Below are 939 nucleotides of genomic sequence, written 5' to 3'. Positions count from 1 at the left end.
CGTGCCGCTGCCGTTGCTCGCGGAGCACGGCGAGGAGTTCGCCTCCCGCCTGCCGGGGCAGGTGGTCCTGATCTGCCAGTCCGGAAACCGCGCCCGGCAGGCGAACGAGCGCCTCGAGGCCGTGGGCGTGGACCCCGACTCCGTGACCGTGCTCGACGGCGGCATCGCCGGCTACGAGGCCGCCGGCGGCGAGGTCGTCCGCGGCAAGGGCGCCTGGGCGATGGACCGGCAGGTCCGGATGGTCGCCGGGTCGCTCGTCCTGGCGGGCGTCACGGCCTCCAAGGTGCTCTCGCCGAAGTTCGCCTACCTCGCCGGCGCGATCGGTGCGGGCCTGACGTACTCGGCCGCGAGCAATTCCTGCGCCATGGCGGCCGCGCTGTCGAAGATGCCGTGGAACCGTTCGACCGACGAGCCCGGGCTCGGCGCCGTCCTGGACTCGCTGCCCGCCCGCTCCTGACCCACCCCACCCGAAGCACCGGCGCCCCCGCCGGAGAAAGGCACCTGCAATGGAGATCACCACGATCATCGTCGTGGCCCTGGCCGTCCTGGTCGGGCTGTCCTTGGGCCTTCTCGGCGGGGGCGGGTCCATCCTGGTCGTGCCGCTACTGACCTACATCGGCGGACTCGACCCCAAGGAGGCCATCGCGACCTCACTGTTCGTCGTCGGCGCCACCTCACTGGTCAGCCTCATCGGTCACGCCCGCAAGGGCAACGTCCAGTGGCGCACGGGCCTGATCTTCGGCGCCGCCGGGATGGTCGGGGCGTTCCTCGGCGGCCTTGCCGGCGGCTACATCCCCGGCACCGTCCTGATGATCGGCTTCGCGGTGATGATGATCGCCACCGCCGGCGCCATGATCAGAGGACGCAAAGACCGCGACGGACAGAGCAACGACCACCACCATCCGCTGTGGCGAATCCTGCTCGACGGCCTCGTCGTGG

Annotated in this window: 2 protein-coding genes; both read left to right on the top strand. The window is 71.2% G+C overall.

Going from position 1 to position 939, the window contains the following annotated elements:
• Positions 1-457: rhodanese family protein (locus tag AYO52_RS16775; protein WP_067719989.1), on the top strand; the 457-nt coding region annotated here is incomplete at its 5' end.
• Between the two features lie 49 nt (positions 458-506).
• Positions 507-939: sulfite exporter TauE/SafE family protein (locus AYO52_RS16770; RefSeq protein WP_156523663.1), on the top strand; the 433-nt coding region annotated here is incomplete at its 3' end.

It is taken from the genome of Dietzia sp. 111N12-1 (assembly GCF_001658045.1).
GTDB lineage: Bacteria > Actinomycetota > Actinomycetes > Mycobacteriales > Mycobacteriaceae > Dietzia > Dietzia kunjamensis.
The sequence above is the reverse complement of the archived record's forward strand: the minus strand, read 5'-3'. Positions and strand labels throughout refer to the sequence as shown.